The following is a 15,320-nucleotide window of genomic DNA, read 5'->3' on the forward strand; positions in this document are numbered from 1 at the left end:
CAGGTCAAAGAGAGGGCCGGGGGCTGAATCTACGTCACAGAGTCAACGCTCTTCGGGTGGACTCGAGCTCACCCGGCCCTTGTGTGGTCGTCCTCTTCCACACAACCGATAAGATACAAGGGTGGACGTTCACGTCCACCACAGGTTGTGTCGGTACTACGGAGGAGCGGCTTCAGCCGCGATCGGTTCCGTCGAGCAGGTACTCTTCGGGCGTGAAGGCGGGCACTGGCGAGCCGGAGAAATCCCGTACGTTCCGTGTGACGATCGCTTCGCATTGCACCGTCTTCGCCGCAGCAGCGACAACGGCGTCCTCGAAATCCTCCCATGCAAGCGACCGTGCGCGAATCTGTTCTGTGCGGCCCACCGAGGCGACGTCGAAACGCGCCAGTATCCAGTCGACGACCTGGGATGCCGTTGTCTGGTTCTGATACCGCTGGACAAGGAAGTGAATCGTGGTAATTGCGTGTGCGGGAAGAGCCGCCAGAGTGCGCTTCCGGACGACCCGGTCAATCACGGCTGCCGATGCCCGGTAGTGAGGTTCCCGCTGCTGGATGACGTCCAGAATGACGTTGGTATCGATCAGTATCATCGATGCTTACGGTCCAGGTGATCGCGATGCGCTGCCTCGGCGTCTACATCTGGGGGGACGAGGCCGGTGATGAACTCCAGCTCCGGGGAGGGTGCGCTTTCTTCCAGCGCCCGCATACGGCGTAGATAGCGATCAATCACCTCGGTGACTGTCAGCCCGTGGGCCTTGGCGTACGTCTTCGCGAACTCGACGTCCCGCCGTGGCAAGCGAACGGTCAATTTGGTGGTCTCGTTGTCCATGGCAGCCCTCGTTAATACGGCTAATTGAGTGAAAATGTACGGCATCAGCGGTATTGGATCGACCACCACGACGCTTTGCGATACAGGTCCGACTCCCTCCGCCGATAACCGTTACGTTAACGCCTTTCAGGGTCCTCTCGGAGTAACGGTATGCATCTGGCCATCGTGGTAACTATCTATAGTGCTTCGCTGCCACTATGGCTATTGGTGTGGTGGGCCGTGGACGGCTATGCGCTGTTCCGGCGCGCTCCGCTGTTGTGGCTGCCGTTCGGATTCGGTGTGTTCTATCTGGTGGGCAATCTGGTCATGGTGCTGGTGTTTGGCGCAGATACCGGATCGGCGGAATACGAGGAAAGTCGGTTCCAGTTCATCGGTGAGCGGGCAATGATTGCGGTGCAGGCGACGGCGTCGGTGCTGATTGTCGCCACCTTGGTCTACGGGCTAACCATCCGCAAAGTGCCGGTGGATTTCATTCGCTTCATGGTTTATTCGTTCGTGGCACTGCTTGGCCTGATGGCACCGATCATCTGGATACCGGAGGGGTCGGCCACGGGCCTGTTCACGCTGCGGCACTTCCAGACCGTGGCGCTGACGTTCGGGCTGTTCCTGTGCGTGGGTGGGATCGTGATTCTGCTGCGCGACCTGTTAGCCCATGGCGATGCGCGGATCAGCTTCGAGGAGCCCTCCGGGTTCGCCACCGGCAGCCCCGCATCCGACCCGGAGCGCGCGCGGCGGGATGAATGATTGAATGGGGCGTGCGGACCGGCGCGTGGGTTTTGGTGGACCTGAAGGTCCACCCTACGCCTCCTACGTCTCCCTCCCGCACGGATCATACGCCGAGCCGTAGGGTGGACGTTCACGTCCACCATCATGCCTGCGCCAGGTCCAGGCGAAAGCACGTTTCCATTGTGAGTATGTCGGTGCGGGAAAATCCCAGCGCGCGCGCCCTGGATTCCCAGCCGCTGACGGTTTCCGCGACGGTGTCGATGATTGCGTCTGCGGCGCGCGCGGTGAGGGCGTAGTACTCACTGGTTTGGCGCAAGGCATGAAGGCTCGGCGCCGTGCTGATCTCGTCGAGTGCCAGGGCGTGCTCCGGTGCGTCCGGGTTCGGGTTGACGTCGAATGCAGGAGCAAGCGCGAGACCGTTAGGGGTAACCAGGAATCCGTGGTTGCGCAGATGGTCGTCGGTGTTGCTGATGAGCACGTTGAATGCGGCTCTGCGAAAGAGTTCATGCAGGTCGGATTCGATGCGCTGAGGCGCACCCTGTGTCTGGATAATTTGTGCGATTTCCGCATATGACGCGGGTTCTGGATCGTTATCTTGCCGCTCCAGCAGCGTCATTGCCGATGCATAGGGGATTCGCTCGGCGGCGTTGCGATCAAACCGCTCAACGCAAAACGTACGAAAGCGGTGCCCGGGGACGTCCTGCAGGGTCGCGTGCGGTACGGTGATGCCGGCCGTCACCGCGAGTTCGTGTGCGAGATATTCCCAGCCGCCCATGTCTGCTGCATCGGATTTTGAGGGGAACTTGGCGATCCAGTAGGCGCCGTTGTCTGCCCGGAAGTTGGCTTTCGGGCGAGCGCCGCCCAGTGAAGCGCCCGGTGCGACCAGGACCGCGAGCCAGCGCCGGAGCGCGTCGAGATCGTCTACCGAGTCGTCAGACGCTGCGTAGGCGATGCTGGCCAATTCTCTGAGTTCAGTGATCGGCGGCACTGGTAGAGGGTCGTTGGCGACGAACTGGTGGCCATCAGACAGGCGCAGGGCACCCTGACGGGTTTCGTCCTGCACGCTTGCGAGAATATCCAGCTCACTGAGTCGCCGTGGTTTCCGCCCCTCATCACGCGCCCGTAGCGCTTCCCGGCGTTTGATGAGTGTGCGGCCCCAGCGGTCCGGTGCCATGTCCTCGAACACGCCAAAGGTTTGGCGTCGTCCGCGGGGGTACTGCATCCCATCGACGAGCGGGAGCTGTGGGTCGATGGGGAATGCGTCATGCTGGGCGAGGTGCTCGGGCGAGTACGCGAAGCCGAGCCTGCCCCGTGTTTCGCGCAGCGTGCCGACGCGTGCCGCGTTGAGGACGACGTCCAGTTGATCGGCTTCGCTCATGATGACCGCCCCCTGGATTTCATGCCCGCGTCCTGAAGGTCTCGTCCGAGCCTGTCATCGGACGCGATCAGATCGAGGTCACCTTCAAGGCCGTAAACCGCGAGGATGCGCAGGTACACACCCATGCTAATCGCGGCGCTGCCTTTTTCCGCACGGTAGAGCGTAGTGCGCGAGATTCTTGCGCGGGCCGCGACGAGTTCCGTCGAGAAACGACGCCGTTGCCGTGCCAGACGTAGTCGCTCGCCCAGACGCTCAAGGATGCGTTGGTCCGACGGAAACATGACTGGTGGTTTGCTTGGCATGGGATGGTTGCCCATTGAATGTGTTTCGCATAATAAACATTAGGTTGTTTTTTGTCTATTATGAGAAACATTCGTGTCTGCAAGGGTTAGGCGTGATTGGGGGTTAAGGGGCGTCCAAGGAACTCAGAGCGTACGCCCGGTGACTGCCTCGCAGACGTGCGTATACCCGATGCGCTCCTGCTCGAGACGGATTCGCTCGCCGATTGTGTTTTCCCGCAGGGCGGTGAACAGGGTGTGTTCCTCCGGCGTGAGGTGAAGGAGCTCCCCGGTGAATCGTTGATGGGTGGCTTCCTCGCCCCAGAGTCCGTGGTGGGTGTCGAGGGTCTCCCGGTCCATGAGCAGGGAGCGGGTGTGCGTTACGTGCTGGCGCAGGCGGCTGAGCATGGCGAAGCCATGGGTGTCGATATCACCCCAGTAGTGAACGGCAGCCTCGTGGAGCCAGGGAATGTCCGCGAGCCGATCCAGACCGTAGCCCAGGCCGAAAATCACCAGGCCGCCGGGGCAATCGGGAAAGGCGAGGCCGTTGATCTCGTTTTCCGTGATGAAGACGTGCCGGACCGGCGGCCGCCAGGCCGCCAGCTCCTCCACGGGGACGGTGAGGTCGCTGAACGGCCCGACGTTCAGTGCCGCATCCAGCGCCCGGAAGCGCACCAGAACGGGCTTGTCGCGCAGGCCGTACCGCTGCTCGAACCGTGCCGCGCCGGTGGCCGTCGCGTCGATGGCCGCCTCCGGCAGTACCTGATCCAGCAGTTCGCCCAGGAGCTTGCGGCGATTGCCGATGAACTTGGTGTCCACACCGGGGATGTCGAGCTGGCGGAGGTAGACGCCCGGGCGTGGATGGGCGGTGAAGTGGTCCAGGATGGCGAGGATGCCCGGCCACTCGTCGGCGCGCTCCAGCGCAGTCAGTGGTCGGCGCGCGAGCCAGTCCTTCAGTGCGGGGTGTCGCCGGAGCGTCTCGCGGGCGAGTTCCTGGAACCGCGCTAGCTCCCGGGTGCGGCCGATCAGCCGCAGGCCGTCGGCCTCGGTGGGCACGGTGATGCCAGCGGGCAGGTCGTTGCTGCCGTGCACGCGGTGGTTCACGCGCTCCCAGGTGATGTCGTAGCCAAGTCCCCGTTGCTCGCGGCTGCCGTCGCGCAGGGTGCGCACCCAGTCGCGGACCTCCATGAAGCGATCAGCAATGTCCTTGGCACCGGGGCGCTTCAGGCGGAGTTCCCGCGGGAATAGCGGCTCGCCGGTGACGTGAGAGGCCAGCCAGTCGCCCTTGTCCCACAGCCGCTGGAGTTGTTGGCGGATGGCGTCAGGTGTCGTCCAGGATGGCTGCATGGCTCAGAGCGTGTAAGGAATACGAATGCCTGGATGCGTTGCCTCGAAGTCCTTGGTGTTGCGCGTCACCAGCAAGGCATTCTGTGTTTCCGCGCTCGCCTGAATGATGGCATCGGGGAGGCGGATGCGGTTCTGCTGTTGTCGAAGGGTGATGGCCTTTTCAGCGATGCTGCCGTCGAGCTCGATGACCTGGAACCCGGCGAGGAAACCACGAATCACGTGTTCCTCGTTTTCATCCTTGGCGCCGACGAGCACTTCCATCCAAGTGACAATACTGATGGCACGGCTCTGGTGACGCCCGAGTTCGATGCGCGCTTCGTCGATGCCGTTGAGGTAATCAATGAGTATATTGGTATCGAATAAAGCCTTCATCGTTCCCACTCGTCCCTGAGTGCGTCTTGATACGCCAGCCCATCTGCCCGGTCGCTCCAGATACCAAACGCCGTGGTGTCGATGGGCCCCTTTGATTGTGCCTCGAGGTAGGACCGAACGGCGCGGCGAATGGCCTCGGCCTGGGATATGCGCTCACGCTTGGCCATGGCCTTGATTGCTCCGAGATCTTTGTCCGGAATATCGATAACCGTTCGCATAGCTTCGCCCTACACATGATGTCAGATGATGACATCATGTGTTAGGCGCCTGTGCAAGTAAAGCCGGCACAGGCACCCGTAGGGTGGACCTTCAGGTCCACCGCGCCGAGGGTAACTCCGGCCACCCTGGTTTACGTGTTACCTGCGAGCCGACGCCAGGCGTCTTTCTCCGCGTGATATTCCTCGATGGTGAGATTGCGCAGCAGCGATTCACTGTTGTCGTTGCTGTGCACGAAGCCGACGCTTGCCACAAACGGCTCGATGATGTGGATCTTCTGCAGTGGGGTGACGATGAGGAGCTGGAGGTTGAGCCGCTTGAACAGCTCCAGTCCGTAGCGGGCGGAGTCGTCGGAGCCGCGGCCGAAGGCTTCGTCGATGACCACGAAGCGAAACGAACGTGAACGCTCTTCCCCCCACTCCAGGCCAAACTGGTAGGCGAGGCTGGCGGCGAGGACGGTGTAGGCGAGCTTCTCCTTCTGCCCGCCGGACTTGCCGCCGGAGTCGGCGTAGTGTTCGTATTCGCTGTCGTCCTCGCGCCAGCGCTCGGAAGCGGAGAAGGCGAACCAGTTGCGCACGTCGGTAACCTTGCGCGTCCAGCGCTGGTCGGCATCGGTGGTGCCTTCACGACCGCGGAAGCGCTCGATGATGGCTTTCACCTGCAGGAACTTCGCCTCGGAGTACTGTTCGTCATCGGAGCCGGTGATGGCGCCCTCCGTGCAGGCGCGGAGCTCCTGCTGGAAATCGCGGATGTCGGCGTCGGTGGCCGGCTCGGCCAGCAGTTTGATGTAGCGGCCGCGGTTGTACTCGATCTCGTGCAGGGAGCGGTTGATGGTGTCGATGCGCTCGCGGATCGCCTGGCGCTGGCGGTGCAGCTCGCTCTGAAAAGCGGCCACCTCGCGGATGGTGTTCTCGTTCAGCAGGTCCTTGAAGCGCGCTTCGAAGCGGGGCAGGTCGTCGCCCTGGAGCTGCTCCAGCATGGCCCGGTAGTCGCCGGCGGCGTCCACGCTCACGTCCACCTCGCGGGTCTCCAGCGGCCAGGCGTTCTGGAAGCCGCGCATGGCGTCGATGATGCGATCACGCAGGGTCTTGAGGCGTGACTCGCGGGTGTCAATGCGCTTCTGCAACCACTCGCGCATCTCCCGCTCGCGGTTGTCGCAGGACTCCACGGTGAGGGTGTGCTCGCCCAGAGCCTCGTAGCGCATCGCCGCGAGCTTCGGGAAGTAGTGGGACTGGGCGTCCTCCGGGGTGGCGGCGAGCAGGGTGTTGCACTCGGTGCGCTGCTGCTCGGCTTCCTCGCGCCGGTGCTCGGCCTTGCTGTGCTCGCGGTTAGCCTCGGTAATGGCTTCGTCGGTAGTGGTCTGCTCCTTCTCCAGTTCCGCGAGCTGCTGCTCCAGGGTGCGCAGGATGTCGGACTGTTCCTGGAGGCTGCGGTATTCGGCGTCCAGCCGGTGGATCTCCTCGGCCGAGGGCTGCCAGTCGATCTGGCGGAAGTCCGTGTAGTGGGCCAGCGCGTTGATGCGGTCGCGTTGCTCCTGCAGGGAGTCTTCCTCCTGCTGCAGGGTGGCGATGCGCTCTCCGGCTTCCTGCATGCGTCGGGCCAGGCCCTCGGCCTCGTGCTCCAGGGCGGCGATCTTGGCCTCGTTGCTCCAGCCGAGCACGAAGCGGGAGCGGTCGTCGATGCGGTGGCGGTCGTCCTTTTCGTGGCGCTCGCCGCCGGCCTTGATCTGCCCGGCCCGGGTCAGGGCGTGGGTCTCGCGCCGGAACTGCTGCAGGTCGGTGCAGCAGGCATAGTCGAACCGGCGCGCCAGTTCCCGCTCCAGCCAGCCGTAGTAGGCGGACTCCGGCCGGATGGCCAGCTTGCGCACCAGCGAGTCCGGCCGCAGGTCCGGTGCGGCCGACTGCTTCGGCTCACGCACGCGGAAGTACACCAGGCGCCCGCGCAGGTGGGTGCGCTCCACCCAGTCGGCCACGTTGCGGTACTGGCTGTCGGGCACCAGCAGCGACAGGCCGAAGTTGTGCAGCACCCGTTCGATGGCGCCTTCCCAGTCGCGTTCGTCGTCGCGGACTTGGATGAGTTCGCCGACGAAGGGGATGTCGTCGGCGCCCAGCTCCAGGGCCTCGCACAGGCGCTCGCGAATAGTGAGCATGTTGGCCGGGATGTTGGAGCGGCGCTGGCGCAGGGAGGCCAGCTCGGTGTCGATCTCCTCGTGCTGGGTTTTCAGGGTGCGCAGGTCGACGCTGGCCTCGGTGATGGCGTTCTGCAGCTCGGTTCGACGGGACTCAGTGCGCTCCAGGGCAGTATCCAGCGCTTGGCGGTTGGCCGCGAAGGTACCGCTGTCGGTGGCGTCTGGCAGCTCCAGGGCGTGGGCCAGCTCCCGGTAGCGCTCGGCTTGGCGCTGGCGGTCGTCCCGCTCGCCGCGTTTGCGTTCGAGCTCTGCCTTGATGCGCTCGAGCCGGTCGCCGCCGTTGTCGGCGATGGCCTGCTTGAGTTCATCTCGCCGGGCGCGCTGCTCCCGGCGTTGTTCGTCGAGGCTGTCGATGCGGTGATTCAGCCGGGCGAGGGTCTGCTGCAGGTTCTCCAGACGCTTGTCCAGCAGTTCGCGCTTGAGGCTGGCGAACCAGGGGCGCAGGGCCTCGCGGCAGCCCTTGAGTGCGTCGATGTCGGCGGCCACGGTGGCGTGCTCGTCGGTGTCCGCGACCAGCGGCTGCAGGGCCTGGATCTGCGCCTTGGCCTTGAGCACGGCCTCGTGGGCGCGATTGAGGTCATCGAAATGGTCGATGAGGGCGCGGATGCGTTCGGCCACTGGAAAGGCCTCGAGCATGTGGCTGCGCACGAACTCGGTGAGGTTGCCCACGGACTTCATGGACACGGTCTGGTTGAACAGCTCCAGGGCCTGCTCGGAGTCGATGCCGAAGCGCCGACGGAAGGCGCCGCCGTAGGGTGGGAACGTGTCGAACAGCTCCACGTTGGGCATCTGCCGCAACCGCTTGCGCAGGTTGGCGAGATCGCTGCCGAAGCCGGCGAAGTGCTCGGTGATGGCGAGCGGTTGGTCGGCGACCACATAGAAGCGCTCTGGCTGACCCTGCGTGTCCCGGAAATGGAACACCTGGGCCAGAGTGACGTTGAGATCGAAGCCCTCATTGTAGAAGTGCGCCAGGATCACCGAGTAGCTGTTGTGGTCGCGCAAGGCGACGGAGCGGCTGGCGGCGGAGTCTTCACCGCGTTGGGACTTGTAGTGGCCCAGCACGTACGAGCGCAGGCTGCGCTCCTTCGCCTCGGCACCGGCGGCCTTGTTGTAGGTGATGCGCTGGGCGGGCACCAGCAGGGTGGTGATGGCGTCCACCAGGGTGGATTTACCGGAGCCGATGTCGCCGGTGAGCAGGCTGTTCTCGCCCTCGGGCTGGATGCTCCACACCCGGTCGTGGAACGTGCCCCAGTTGTAGACCTCCATGCGCTGCAGCCGGAACCCGGTGCGGGCGGTGTCGGTGGCGAAGTCGAGGGATTGGAGTTCCATTACGTGTCCCGTTTTACCGCGTGCACCGGGTCTCTGAGGATGACGGGCGCAGATTGGATGTGGTCAGAGTACAACGGGCCGTGTAGGCCGGTCATCAGTGGTTATCCCTTTCTTCCGCATGCCCACGATACTCACCCAGCCGCGCATCCAGTTCCGACAGCCACTGGGCGTCCACGAACGACTTCAGAATCCGCCGCACCTCGAACTGCCCCTCCTGGCCACGCAGGCGGCGGAGAAAGCCGAGTTCCACCACGCGATTGATGTCGCTGTCGATGCGATTGGTGAGCTTCACTTCGTTGGCCGTATCCGGCAGGAACACGCGCACCAGGTCCACGATGGCGTCGCGGTGGAGGATGAGCCTGGGGTCGCCGCCGGTGGCGTCGTGTTCGGCGAGCTTTTTGCGCAACAGCGCCAGCAGCAGGCTGACCGGGTAGCTCAGTTGCCGCCGCGGGACCAGGCGGGGGAGTTCGGGCTCGTCCTCCCGGGGCTCGCGGTGGCGCAGGAAGGCGTAGCCCTCAGCTTCGTCGAGCATGAGCTCAAGCCCCAACACGCTCACGTGGTCGCGCACGCGCGCCTGGTGATCTAGCATGGCCTGCCAGTATTGCGGGTGCTGGTCCTGGTAGAGCACGCCCTTGAACAGCGTGATGAGCATGGGCGAGAAGCGGTTGTCTGCTGCGGTCTCCGTCATGGTACTGCACTCCGTGTGAAGATCACCAGGGGCACCCGGGCGCGGCGCAGGGTGCCTTCGCTGTCCAGCCACTCCACGGCCTGTTCGCGACCTTCCTGAATGGTGGCTGCGGCGTCGTCGGTGGCGACGCTGATGTAGGTGACCAGCTCGGCCAGGCCCTGCTCGAGCGGGTAAGCGTCCACCAGGTCGGCCAGGCTGATCTGGTCCTGAGTCTGTAGGGCGTGGCGGATTTGGCCGCGCAGGCGGTCTCGGTCCACGTAGGCCTGCTCGAACAGGGCGTCGGTGGCCACCGTCTCTTCGCCGGCCAGCAGCGTTTCAGACTGGATCACCGGCTTGATCGGCGGGGTGAACAGCCGTCGCTCCATGGCCAGCTCCGCCTGCGGTGCAGGTTCGTCGACGGGCATGGTGAGGTCCGGCATGTCCTCGCGCACGGCCAGGGCGTGCTGTTCCACCTCGCGGATGAGCGTCATGATGCGACGATCCTCCAGCCACGCCTGGTCGTCCAGGTAGCGGCGCAACTGCTCGGACAGCCGCGCCACGGTGCGCTGGGTGCTTTCGCCGGCGGCAAGCCAGTCGTAGTGTATGCGGCGCAGGCGCGCGTCCGGTTCCAGTTCGGCAACGGGCTCCAGCCCGAGGGAGCGTTCCAGCAGCTCGGTGAACTCCTCCTGCTGCGCCGGGGACATGAGGAAATCCCAGAAGGCCCGGAAGCTGCGGCCCTGGTCGGAGTCGGTGATGGCGTCGCGCTCGCCGAGCACCTCCGCGAGGATGTCGCCCTTGTTGCCCTCCCAGGTGGTTATGCGCTCGCGCACCTGGCGGTCCAGCTCGCGGAAATTCTGCTCCACCTGGCGGAAGTCGCCCAGCAGGCCGCGGGCGGTGGATTCCATTTGCAGGAAGCGCTCCCGGAGCTGAGTGTCGTCCATGAAGGCCATGTGCCCGGCGCGGATCTCGTCGATCTCCGCGTCGATGGCGTCGCGCTTTGTCTCCAGATCCCGGATGCGGGCCTCCGGGTCGGTTTCGGCACCCTGGACGATCTGGTGCAGAAGGTCGAAGACCAGTTTGAGCCGTGATTCGGCACCGATGAACGCTTGCTGCTCCAGCCCGGCGATCCACTGGATGGCGCGTTCCGTGGCTGGGGTGAGGTCGTAGTGGGGTTCATCGCTGTTGGCCGGGAAGTATTTCCGCAGCCAGGCGCGGTCGTCGCCGGACCAGTCGCTAAGGTACTCCAGCGCGGGTTTGGGGAACGCGTCCTCGCCCAGTTCGTCGCGAAGCCGGAACAGGGTGTCGTCGAGCCGTGTAGCCACGTCCTGCTCCGGCAGGCTGCGCACGTTGGGCACGATGAAGCTCTGATAGAGGAAACCGATGATCAGCGGCGCGTGGTCGGCCAGTAGCAGTCGCCAGGCGGGGTGTTTGCGGCGCAGGGTTTCAAGGTACGCGTAGTCCAAGATGTGACGGCTCACGCGGCTTCGGGTTCGTGGTGTACGGTAGGGTGAACCCTCATGGGTTGCAACAGGGTGGCGGGCGTCCGCGCCGCTCCACCGCCCGTTTGCTTGAGCTGCACGAGCAGGTGACTGAGGAAACCTTGCTGAACCCTGATGCAGCCGGGCGGCCGCCGCGTCCTCAGGAGCCGAAGGTAACCGTGCAGGATCACGTGTCGGGCCGGGTAGTACATCATCCGCCCGCGGCGCATCCATACACCGACCCGTAGGGTGGACGTTCACGTCCACCATCACACCCGCAAACACCTCGCAGCCAAAAAAAACGGCGGGCCACCCGGCCCGCCGCTCTCTCGTGTCGCCTTTCCGGTAACGCCTTAAAGCTTCCCGGTGAGCTCCATGAACTCGTGGAGGATGTCGCCGACGCGGCCGGAGTATTCCGGATCGTCCTCGGAGACTTCGTCCACGACGTCCATGGTGTGTCGGCGCATCTCGCTGATGACTTCGTCGTCCATGTGGATGATCTCGCCGTCGTACTCGTCCACGAACTCCTGCATGAGCTGGAAGTCCTGGTGGCGGAACTTGGCGCTGGAATCGGCGCTGGTGGCGCGAATGGCATCGTGCATGACGCGCTTGTGGTCTTCGCCCAGCTCGTTCCACTTGTTCATGTTGACGATCACTTCGCCGTTGGTGTGGCTCACCAGGTCCGGCTGCATGATGTAGCTGTTCACTTCCTGCAGGTTCATGCCCCAGCCGGCTGCCACGCCGCCCCAGTGCACGCCGTCGGCGACGCCGGTCTGCAGGGCCTGGTAGAGCTCGCCGCCGTCGATGGCCACGGGCGCGGCGCCCATGCGCTGGAACACCCGTGCCGCCGTGCCGGTGGAGCGGATGTTGAAGCCTTCGAAGTCGGACACGCTCTGGATCGGCTCGCGTGCGTAAATGGCGATGCCGCCGGACGACCACGGGCCCACCTGGTAGACGCCATGGTTGGCGTAGGCTTCACGGATCACGTCCAGCGCACCCATCTCGTAGAAGAAGAAGTGCATCTCCTCGTGGCTCTCGAACGTGGCGAGGTTGCCGTTGAGGTGCCCGGCCACCGGGATCTCGCCGATCCAATACGACGGCCAGGTGAAGGCGCTGTCCAGCGTGCCGCGGCGCACCGCGCGCAGGGTGTCGCCGGTGGACACGACCGAGCCCGGGCGATGGGTCTCGATCTCCAGTTCGCCGTCCGTGGCTTCATAGACGCGGTTGGCCAGCTCCTGGAAAACCGCTTCGTAGTACCAGGTCCCCGTGGGCCAGTGAGTCTGCATCCGCCATTTGAAGCTGTTGTTCGAGGCGATCACCGCCGGCGCGCCAATGGCGGCCGTGGCACCCGCCGTGGCGGCGGCACTGGTCTTGAGAAAATTACGGCGCGACATGGATTTGTCTTGTGTCATTACGGCTTCTCCTCCGGCCTGCGAAGGCAGGCTTGGTTCTATTGAGCGTAAGAAAAACGCCGTTATCAAGCTACTGAGAAGCACGACAATGTCAAGCGTGGCGAGCTGGAGAGTCCAGCGGCCGTGTGGTGGTGGACCTGAAGGTCCACCCTACGACTACTCGCCACCGCCCTCCCATCCGTAGGGTAGACCTTCAGACAGTAGGGTGGACCTTCAGGTCCACCAAGCGGCCTACTGAGTCAAGCGCTGGCGCTTGCCGGGGTCGACACTCACCCTTACTGTAGGATCTACATATGATGAGCGACGGCAGGGAATGGTGAGAGTGACACGGGACGATGCATTGATTGCGCGCCTGAGCAGGGCAATAGCCGGGAGCGACCTGGATGTGGCCTGCGTGTACCTTTACGGAAGCAGGGCCAGAGGAAACGAGCGGTCTGATAGCGACATAGACCTGGCAGTGCTGTTCCGTGACGTACAGCCAGCTCGCCTGGTAAGTCCTCTGAGCGGGTTGGCGGAGAGTGTCGAGCGGGCGACCGGTTTGACGGCGGATGTTATCGATATGGAGCACGCGCCAGTCGACCTGATCCACCGAATCCTCAGGGATGGCCACCTCATCGCAGACTACGCCCCCGCACGCCGGATTGCGTTCGAGGTTAACGCCCGCAACCAGTACTTCGACCTGTTGCCCTACCTTCAGGAATACCGCAAAGGAACTGCTGCGTGACTGATACGGCCCTTCTGCAGAAAAACTCGCGTTCATCGAGACCTGTGTCCGCGAGCTCAGAGAAATCGCCCGGCCGGAGCTTGTGGGTGCGGATCTGCGCGAAACCCGTTTTGTTGAACACACGCTGCAACTGGCGATCCAGGCGGCCCTGGATGCCGCGTCCCACGTCGTTTCATCCAGAAGGCTAGGGGAGCCGGAAACGAATCGCGCATTGTTCTCGCTCTTGCAGCGTCATGGCGTGATCGGTGCCGATCTCGCTCGTTCGCTGAGCGCCATGGCTGGATTCAGGAACATTGTGGTTCACGGTTACCAGGAGGTCGACACGAGGGTCGTGATCGATATCCTTGAGAATCACCTCGACGATTTAATCGCTTTCGTCCATGCGATCCGATCCCAGGCAAGTTGAGAGCCGTAGCCCCAAGCCCGTAGGGTAGACCTTCAGGTCTACCAGGCCACCTCAGGCAGGAATCCGGCCCGGGGCTGGCAGGCCCCGAGCACCCCGGGTCGGATTTGATCAGTACCGGAAGCCGGCGCCGAAGTACATCACGTCGAACTCCATTTCGGCTTCGCCGCCGCCGACGAGGTCGAAGTCTGCAGCGTAGTGGCGGTAGCCGAAATCGGCGTAAAACCGGCCGCGAACGGGAATCTCCACGCCCACATCGAAGTAGGAACCGAATTCAGTGGCCGAACGCGCCGAGTTGTCGGCGCTGGCCCGCACGAGACTGACACCCAGGGAGCCGTAGATGCTGCCGCCACGCAGTGGTAGCTGGATCAAGTCAAACGGCACGTGTAGCCGCGCGGCCAGGTTCGCGCCACCGAAGCTGTCCGACGTCTGATCGGACTCACCGAGCATGTCGAGACCCGCCTTGAGGCTGAAGAAATTATTGAGCCGCTGGCCACCATGCGCCCACGCCGTGAGCTCACCGTCGTTATCCAGTTGCGGCGCGGTGCCGGATGCGTCCTCTAGGTCGACGATGGCGAAGCCGGCGGAGACGAAGTTATCCGCACCCATGGCCCGGTCGCTCAGGTTGAGCCAGCCTGGGTCCCCGTCGTCCGTGCCGGCCAGGGAGTCCAGGTCGATCTCCTGGGCGAGCGTTGCACCGGGCAGGGCCAGGGCGCTGGCCACAAACAGCGTGGTGATGTGCTTTTTCATTTTCATCATGGGTGTATGCCCTTTTCTAGTTAAGATAAACAGGCACAACTTCCCCCCTTTCCGAAATCTTTGGGGTGATTCCGGATTCGCAATTACCGGCGTTTTCCATTGAAGAACGCGATCTGTGCGTGTAGGTGTGTTGTGCCACTTCCCGCGCTACTGAATGTTCTTTTAGCGGCTATTCACTGTCAATTCGCCCGATCCCGGGTTGTGAATGCTCTCTCACAACCGCGACAACGGGGTTGCATTCCGGATGCACCGCGTTCCATGCCGCATTCGTAGGGTAGACCTTCAGGTCTACCACCCAATCCCATCAATTCCCCATCCCCCTTCTTCTCCCGCCACCAACCCCCTACAATCCCCCTGATCCCACGATCCCGGAGCCTCGCCCATGCCGTACCTCACCACCAACGGCTTCCAGTGCTGGTACGACCACCGCGTGGTGGACACCGCTGCGCCGACGGTGGTGTTCTGCAACGGCATCATGAGCACGCTGGAGGGCTGGGACCGGCAGCTTGAAGTCACGGATCGGCTGGGTTACAACGCGCTGCGGTTCGAGTATCGCGGGCAGTGGCGCTCCGAGTTGACGCGGCCGTGGCCGTGGACGTTCGACACCCATGCCGACGATCTGCTCGCGCTGCTGGACGCCCTGGATATCCGCGGCGCCTGTCACGTGGTGGGCACCAGTTACGGCGGTTTCGTGGCCATGCGGTTTGCCGCGCGCCACGCTGCCCGCACCGAGAGCCTGATGGTGCTGACCACCGCCGCCCGTATCCGCCCGCTGCCGCAGCGGATCGTGACCAACTGGCGCGCCTGGGCGGAGGCGGGCGATCTCCACGCCAAGTTCCATGGCATGATCCCGGATCTCTACTCCGAGGGCTTTCTGGCCCGCTTCGGCGAGCGGATCAACGCAGGGATGGAGGCCACACGCGAGGGCGCGGAGGGCCTGGCGGATTTCTGCGAAGGGCAGGTGGCGCTGCACGACACCAGCTTCCGGGAGCTGGTGGACGGCGATGCGTTTGACGCCCTGGGGCGGATCCAGTGCCCCACCCTGGTGGTGGCCGCCGAGGCGGACCGGCTCTACCCGCCGGAGGACAACCGGGCCGTGGCCGACGCCATCCGCGATAGCCAGTTCGTGACTGTCCCTGGTGCCGGGCATGCGCTGGTAGTGGAACGCCCGCGGCTGGTGAACCTGCTCCTTGCCGGCCACCTGACGGTATGAAC

Annotated in this window: 16 protein-coding genes; 4 read left to right on the forward strand and 12 right to left on the reverse strand. The window is 64.0% G+C overall.

Annotated features, from left to right (window positions below):
- Positions 1-172: 172 nt before the first annotated feature.
- Positions 173-589, reverse strand: coding sequence for a type II toxin-antitoxin system VapC family toxin (locus tag ACNSTU_RS00005; protein WP_418211946.1), 417 nt, complete (start codon positions 587-589; stop codon positions 173-175).
- A complete protein-coding gene (locus ACNSTU_RS00010) occupies positions 586-828 on the reverse strand; it encodes a DUF6364 family protein (RefSeq protein ID WP_418211947.1) in 243 nt (80 codons plus the stop codon). Before ACNSTU_RS00010 ends, ACNSTU_RS00005 begins: the two co-directional genes overlap by 4 nt.
- A gap of 150 nt (positions 829-978) precedes the next feature.
- Between ACNSTU_RS00010 and ACNSTU_RS00015 the strand changes: the two genes are divergently transcribed.
- Complete coding sequence (locus tag ACNSTU_RS00015) at positions 979-1,572, forward strand: hypothetical protein (protein ID WP_418211948.1); 594 nt, start codon at positions 979-981, stop codon at positions 1,570-1,572.
- A gap of 124 nt (positions 1,573-1,696) precedes the next feature.
- On the opposite strand, the gene ACNSTU_RS00020 is transcribed toward ACNSTU_RS00015, so the two are convergent.
- The 9 genes from ACNSTU_RS00020 to ACNSTU_RS00060 form a co-directional block, all read right to left on the reverse strand.
- The gene (locus ACNSTU_RS00020) at positions 1,697-2,932 is read right to left on the reverse strand and encodes a type II toxin-antitoxin system HipA family toxin (protein WP_418211949.1); all 1,236 of its coding nucleotides are present in this window, start codon (positions 2,930-2,932) and stop codon (positions 1,697-1,699) included.
- Positions 2,929-3,213 (reverse strand): helix-turn-helix domain-containing protein, encoded by a 285-nt coding sequence (locus tag ACNSTU_RS00025; RefSeq protein ID WP_418211950.1) that lies wholly within the window; start codon positions 3,211-3,213, stop codon positions 2,929-2,931. Before ACNSTU_RS00025 ends, ACNSTU_RS00020 begins: the two co-directional genes overlap by 4 nt.
- A gap of 144 nt (positions 3,214-3,357) precedes the next feature.
- The gene (locus ACNSTU_RS00030) at positions 3,358-4,557 is read right to left on the reverse strand and encodes a Wadjet anti-phage system protein JetD domain-containing protein (RefSeq protein ID WP_418211951.1); all 1,200 of its coding nucleotides are present in this window, start codon (positions 4,555-4,557) and stop codon (positions 3,358-3,360) included.
- A 3-nt stretch (positions 4,558-4,560) separates the two neighbouring features.
- Positions 4,561-4,929, reverse strand: a complete 369-nt coding sequence (locus ACNSTU_RS00035; protein WP_418211952.1) for a type II toxin-antitoxin system VapC family toxin — start codon at positions 4,927-4,929, stop codon at positions 4,561-4,563.
- Positions 4,926-5,147, reverse strand: a complete 222-nt coding sequence (locus ACNSTU_RS00040; RefSeq protein WP_418211953.1) for a ribbon-helix-helix domain-containing protein — start codon at positions 5,145-5,147, stop codon at positions 4,926-4,928. The genes ACNSTU_RS00035 and ACNSTU_RS00040 overlap by 4 nt, the downstream gene beginning before the upstream one ends.
- Positions 5,148-5,278: 131 nt before the next feature.
- A complete protein-coding gene (locus ACNSTU_RS00045; protein ID WP_418211954.1) occupies positions 5,279-8,662 on the reverse strand; it encodes an ATP-binding protein in 3,384 nt (1,127 codons plus the stop codon).
- Between the two features lie 94 nt (positions 8,663-8,756).
- On the reverse strand, positions 8,757-9,350 hold the full coding sequence (locus tag ACNSTU_RS00050) for a DUF4194 domain-containing protein (RefSeq protein ID WP_418211955.1): 594 nt from the start codon (positions 9,348-9,350) through the stop codon (positions 8,757-8,759).
- On the reverse strand, positions 9,347-10,792 hold the full coding sequence (locus tag ACNSTU_RS00055; protein ID WP_418211956.1) for a DUF3375 domain-containing protein: 1,446 nt from the start codon (positions 10,790-10,792) through the stop codon (positions 9,347-9,349). The genes ACNSTU_RS00050 and ACNSTU_RS00055 overlap by 4 nt, the downstream gene beginning before the upstream one ends.
- Positions 10,793-11,160: 368 nt before the next feature.
- Positions 11,161-12,219: a TRAP transporter substrate-binding protein gene (locus tag ACNSTU_RS00060; RefSeq protein WP_418211957.1), complete on the reverse strand. Its 1,059-nt coding sequence runs from the start codon at positions 12,217-12,219 to the stop codon at positions 11,161-11,163.
- Between the two features lie 313 nt (positions 12,220-12,532).
- On the opposite strand from ACNSTU_RS00060, the gene mntA reads away from it, so the two are divergent.
- Together mntA and hepT are read left to right on the forward strand one after the other, a co-directional pair.
- Positions 12,533-12,943, forward strand: a complete 411-nt coding sequence (gene mntA, locus ACNSTU_RS00065; protein WP_290630348.1) for a type VII toxin-antitoxin system MntA family adenylyltransferase antitoxin — start codon at positions 12,533-12,535, stop codon at positions 12,941-12,943.
- A gap of 82 nt (positions 12,944-13,025) precedes the next feature.
- Positions 13,026-13,349, forward strand: coding sequence for a type VII toxin-antitoxin system HepT family RNase toxin (hepT, locus tag ACNSTU_RS00070; RefSeq protein WP_290630350.1), 324 nt, complete (start codon positions 13,026-13,028; stop codon positions 13,347-13,349).
- 108 nt (positions 13,350-13,457) lie between these two features.
- Here hepT and ACNSTU_RS00075 read toward each other — a convergent pair whose 3' ends face one another.
- Positions 13,458-14,105: an outer membrane beta-barrel protein gene (locus ACNSTU_RS00075; protein ID WP_290630352.1), complete on the reverse strand. Its 648-nt coding sequence runs from the start codon at positions 14,103-14,105 to the stop codon at positions 13,458-13,460.
- Between the two features lie 382 nt (positions 14,106-14,487).
- Between ACNSTU_RS00075 and ACNSTU_RS00080 the strand changes: the two genes are divergently transcribed.
- On the forward strand, positions 14,488-15,318 hold the full coding sequence (locus ACNSTU_RS00080) for an alpha/beta fold hydrolase (protein ID WP_290638108.1): 831 nt from the start codon (positions 14,488-14,490) through the stop codon (positions 15,316-15,318).
- Positions 15,319-15,320 lie beyond the last annotated feature (2 nt).

Origin of the sequence: Aquisalimonas sp. APHAB1-3 (genome assembly GCF_048323695.1) — a bacterium.
Classification (GTDB): domain Bacteria; phylum Pseudomonadota; class Gammaproteobacteria; order Nitrococcales; family Aquisalimonadaceae; genus Aquisalimonas.

Bases quoted from the DNA above. Each gene is read 5' to 3' on its own strand.
- ACNSTU_RS00005 (WP_418211946.1), bottom strand. From the start codon at position 589: ATGATACTGATCGATACCAACGTCATTCTGGACGTCATCCAGCAGCGG.
- ACNSTU_RS00010 (WP_418211947.1), bottom strand. From the start codon at position 828: ATGGACAACGAGACCACCAAATTGACCGTTCGCTTGCCACGGCGGGAC.
- ACNSTU_RS00015 (WP_418211948.1), top strand. From the start codon at position 979: ATGCATCTGGCCATCGTGGTAACTATCTATAGTGCTTCGCTGCCACTA.
- ACNSTU_RS00020 (WP_418211949.1), bottom strand. From the start codon at position 2,932: ATGAGCGAAGCCGATCAACTGGACGTCGTCCTCAACGCGGCACGCGTC.
- ACNSTU_RS00025 (WP_418211950.1), bottom strand. From the start codon at position 3,213: ATGTTTCCGTCGGACCAACGCATCCTTGAGCGTCTGGGCGAGCGACTA.
- ACNSTU_RS00030 (WP_418211951.1), bottom strand. From the start codon at position 4,557: ATGCAGCCATCCTGGACGACACCTGACGCCATCCGCCAACAACTCCAG.
- ACNSTU_RS00035 (WP_418211952.1), bottom strand. From the start codon at position 4,929: ATGAAGGCTTTATTCGATACCAATATACTCATTGATTACCTCAACGGC.
- ACNSTU_RS00040 (WP_418211953.1), bottom strand. From the start codon at position 5,147: ATGCGAACGGTTATCGATATTCCGGACAAAGATCTCGGAGCAATCAAG.
- ACNSTU_RS00045 (WP_418211954.1), bottom strand. From the start codon at position 8,662: ATGGAACTCCAATCCCTCGACTTCGCCACCGACACCGCCCGCACCGGG.
- ACNSTU_RS00050 (WP_418211955.1), bottom strand. From the start codon at position 9,350: ATGACGGAGACCGCAGCAGACAACCGCTTCTCGCCCATGCTCATCACG.
- ACNSTU_RS00060 (WP_418211957.1), bottom strand. From the start codon at position 12,219: ATGACACAAGACAAATCCATGTCGCGCCGTAATTTTCTCAAGACCAGT.
- mntA (WP_290630348.1), top strand. From the start codon at position 12,533: ATGGTGAGAGTGACACGGGACGATGCATTGATTGCGCGCCTGAGCAGG.
- ACNSTU_RS00075 (WP_290630352.1), bottom strand. From the start codon at position 14,105: ATGATGAAAATGAAAAAGCACATCACCACGCTGTTTGTGGCCAGCGCC.
- ACNSTU_RS00080 (WP_290638108.1), top strand. From the start codon at position 14,488: ATGCCGTACCTCACCACCAACGGCTTCCAGTGCTGGTACGACCACCGC.